Genomic DNA, 3,780 nt, shown 5'->3' with positions numbered 1-3,780 from the left:
AGTAGGGAGTAGGGAGTGCGGGGATAGACGGGAGAGGGGGAAGTGTGGGGAGATGGGGAGAGGGGGAAGTGTGGGAAGAGAGGGGAGTGTGGGGAGATGGAGAGATGGGGAGATGGGGAGATGGGGAGATAGGGAGATAGGGAGATAGATTGAATATTGAAATAGATTGAATATTGAAGCATAGATAGAATTATAAACATATATTATATAACTGGATTCTATATTTAAGTCTCCCCTTTCCCTTTCAAGGAGATAAAAAAGGAAATTTAGGATTTTCTTGTCTCCTAATTAAGTAGAAGGTACTAATAACTAATAACTGATAACTGATAACCATTTAGCTATGGAAACAGATAAACTTTTAAGTGAACTTGAGAACAGTTTAGATTCTGAAGAATTACTACACCAAATAAAAGCAGAACAAGAAGAAGAACAGGTTTCTGAAGAAAAAATATTTTCCCAGAAAGGCTTGATTATCTTGTTAATATCTATTCTCATGGTAGAAGTAGGAATAGTAATATATGCCCTACAAGCAAGTCAAAATATAGTTATTGTTTCACCAGAAGAAAAAACTATTTTGGAACAACAACAAGCAGAAAAAGATATAAAAGAAGCAAAAAGACTATCTGTGGAATCTAAGAGAACAATTAAATATCCCCCACTACCTTTAGCTACTTGGGAAGAGGCAGAAACAGAGCTACTAGAATCAATTAAATTATTAGAAGAAATTCCCAAAGGTACTACTGTTAAGAAAGAAGCCGATCAACTGCTACAAACTTATCGTCAAGATTATCAGAATCTCCGAGAACAACTAATCGTGGAAAAAACTGCAACTTCTAAGTTAGTTACTGCTAAAAAGTTAGCTATAGAAGCAAGTGTAATTGTGCAAAACCCACCTCATCCCCTAGAGGTTTGGCAAGAAGCTCAAGTTAAATGGCAGGAAGCTATAAACTTACTTCAAGAAATACCTCAAGATGCTTTTGTAGCTCCCGAAGCAGTGGAAAAATTAGACCTCTATAGAATTAACTATCAGGCAGTTACTACTAGATTAGAAAGACAAAAAAAGTTAAATTAATTGAGTATTAATAATCAGTATTAAAGTATGCTATTTCACGGAAGTTTAAAGTAATATTCTATGAGGAAAAAAACTTGAATAAACAACAATTTCAGGTGATTATTTCACAACCAGGGGCGTACAATTATTATTTGTGAGATGATTGAAGTGAGTTGATATAGATTAGCTAATCAGACAAGACAATTTATCAACCATTTATGGTTGAGGATTACAACTACTTTATAGTTGAGTATTTTGCCCTGACCCCTCACAAAGAGAAGAGATTTGTACAGGATTTGATATTACTTTTCGTACTTATACTTGGATTTTTTTACACCTTCTTGCTTAAACTATAGATTGAATATTTAAGATACCTGCCTCGATACCGAAACAATAACTTTTGGCCAATACTTGATATAAGTACCAACAATGAGTATCATTGACTGGATGGAGATTAAGAAAAATTAGATTTTGAACTGCGTGAGTGAAAATTATGATTATGATAGGAGATTTAGAAAATGTTTGCAGTACAAAACTTTTTAGTTATTGTAGCAGAAATTGGTCTACTACTCTTTATTTTTCTTGCCGTTAATTGGTTAGTTAGACAAATTTTTCAACAACTAACCAAAGCTGCTTCTAGCAAGAAAATTAAAATCACAATAGAGAATATCCAAAGGAATACCCGGACTGCATTAACTGTAGGTACTGGATTACTGGGTATGCTAATTTTAGGACTAAATAGTTGGCTAATATATCACGGAGAAAATTTATTACAATACACAAAGTCATTTATTAATAATATTCCTGAAGAATTTTGGGTAAATTTAGGTATGGGAACAGGTAGAAGTCTGTTCTTGCTATTCTTATTAGCCGCAACCCAACCTTACATTCAACGTTTAATAGAAAATCTATGCGATCGCACCCAAAGATTTGAATATATTACAGCGAACGATGAAAGTATAGAATCCTTATTTGACTTTCTCAGTCTTAACCTAATTAACATTCTATGGCTATTGAGTCTAACTTTATGCACTCAATTTATCCAACTACCAGAAGTAATTACGCAATATATGTATATTGCTGTGAGAATATATCTCACGATCACAGTTGGCATACTTCTGGTCAAAGCAAACATCATAATTATCGACACATTAGATGCTCTCAGCCAAAAATACTCTAGTCCTAGTAGACTACTGAATTTATATAATCGCCTTAGCCATCTACTCCCATTGTCAAAGCGATGTTTGGAGTATGTAATATATGTGTCGATGGCAAGTTTAGTATTTCAACAACTTGAGTTCATTGCCTATCTAGCAGTCATTGGTCCGAAAATCATACAAATTATCGGCATATTTTATACCAGTCGTGTAATTGAAGAGGTAGGTAAACTTTTTGCTAGAAAATTCCTACTCAGTGAGGACAAAGAGTTAGATGAAATTGACAGAAAGAGACGAGAGACTCTTTTGCCATTGTTTGATAGTACCCTCAAATATTTAGTCTACTGTGGTGCCATCATTGCTATTCTCAATGTTCTAGGAATTGACTCTACTCCTATACTCGCAGGTGCTGGTATTCTTGGTCTGGGTGTGAGTATGGGGGCGCAGAGTATTGTTGAAGATGTGGTAGCTGGTTTATTTAATTTGTTTGAAGGTTACTACTTAGTAGGTGATTTTGTTGAGATTGATGATGTCAAAGGTTATGTTACCGCAATAGAGCTTAAAACTACTCGCATTCACTTTGAGGATAAAGACTATATTATTCGGAATGGTGAAATTAGTAGTATTGTTAACCATTCTAGATATAGTGAAGCAGTAGTGACAGTGAATGTTGCTTATGATGCCAATCTCGATCATGTTTACCAAGTTATAGAAGCAGTGGGGCAAAAATTAAATCAGGAGAATGAGGATGTGATAGAAGCAACTGAGGTAGATGGGGTTGAGCGGTTCGATAGATATCAGTTAATCATTCAAACAACGACACAAGTTAAGCCAGGAAAAAACGAAGATGTGGAATTATGCTTGCGTAGAATGATAGTTGAAGCCTTTGAAAAAGAAGGGATTGAAATGCCCCATCGCGGTCCTCGGAAAGGTAAGAAGAAGTCAGAAGATGAAGAGGAAGAGGATAAGGAGGATGAAGAGGAAGAGGAAGATGAAGATGATGAGGAGGATGAAGATGATGAGAAGGATGAAAATGATGAAAATGATGAGGAGGATGAAGATGAATAATAAATCTTATTTACTCTCAGAACGTGTGACTTCAGTAATTTCAAACTTTGAGGATTCATTTATAAGAGTGTACCCCCAATGAAGAGATTTATCTATCTCGCCAAAACGAGCATAAGTTTCGGCAGCAACTAAAATTGTATCTATCTCAAAACATCGTGCTGAGGGAAAAAATGATATCACAGGTAGGGGAGCCGTCGAATTAGGGACGTACAGTTGTAGGGGCGTTTCATATTGCGGAGCAAAACGGTTCGCCCCTACAAAAAAAGAAAAGAAAATCGTGCTACCTTCTACAATTTTTGCTTATATCAAATCCGCTTAATTCGCTATAAAAAAAGTTCCATCTCAGCGCCATTGCCAAATCTTTCTAGATTTCCCACACTCCCCACACTCCCCACACTCCCCACACTCCCCACACCTCCCCACACTCCCCACACTCCCCACACTCCCCACACTCCCCACACTCCCCACACCTCCCCACACTCCCCACACTCCCCACACTCCCCA

Annotated in this window: 3 protein-coding genes; 2 read left to right on the top strand and 1 reads right to left on the bottom strand. The window is 36.7% G+C overall.

The window, feature by feature from the left end; genetic code table 11:
* Positions 1 to 340: 340 nt before the first annotated feature.
* Positions 341 to 1,072 (top strand): hypothetical protein, encoded by a 732-nt coding sequence (locus tag F6K22_RS35215; protein ID WP_293109160.1) that lies wholly within the window; start codon positions 341 to 343, stop codon positions 1,070 to 1,072.
* A gap of 497 nt (positions 1,073 to 1,569) precedes the next feature.
* On the top strand, positions 1,570 to 3,276 hold the full coding sequence (locus F6K22_RS35210; RefSeq protein WP_293109158.1) for a mechanosensitive ion channel family protein: 1,707 nt from the start codon (positions 1,570 to 1,572) through the stop codon (positions 3,274 to 3,276).
* Positions 3,277 to 3,599: 323 nt separating this feature from the next.
* Here F6K22_RS35210 and F6K22_RS35205 read toward each other — a convergent pair.
* Positions 3,600 to 3,780, bottom strand: a 181-nt coding sequence (locus tag F6K22_RS35205) for a hypothetical protein (protein ID WP_293109156.1), incomplete at its 5' end; no start/stop codon positions are given.

The sequence above is a fragment of the Okeania sp. SIO2F4 genome (assembly GCF_010672385.1).
Lineage (GTDB): Bacteria > Cyanobacteriota > Cyanobacteriia > Cyanobacteriales > Microcoleaceae > Trichodesmium.
Note: the sequence above shows the minus strand (reverse complement) of the source record. Positions and strands in the feature narration are given on the sequence as shown.

Excerpts from the sequence above, each read along its gene's own strand:
- F6K22_RS35215 (WP_293109160.1), top strand. The coding sequence starts at position 341 with ATGGAAACAGATAAACTTTTAAGTGAACTTGAGAACAGTTTAGATTCT.
- F6K22_RS35210 (WP_293109158.1), top strand. The coding sequence starts at position 1,570 with ATGTTTGCAGTACAAAACTTTTTAGTTATTGTAGCAGAAATTGGTCTA.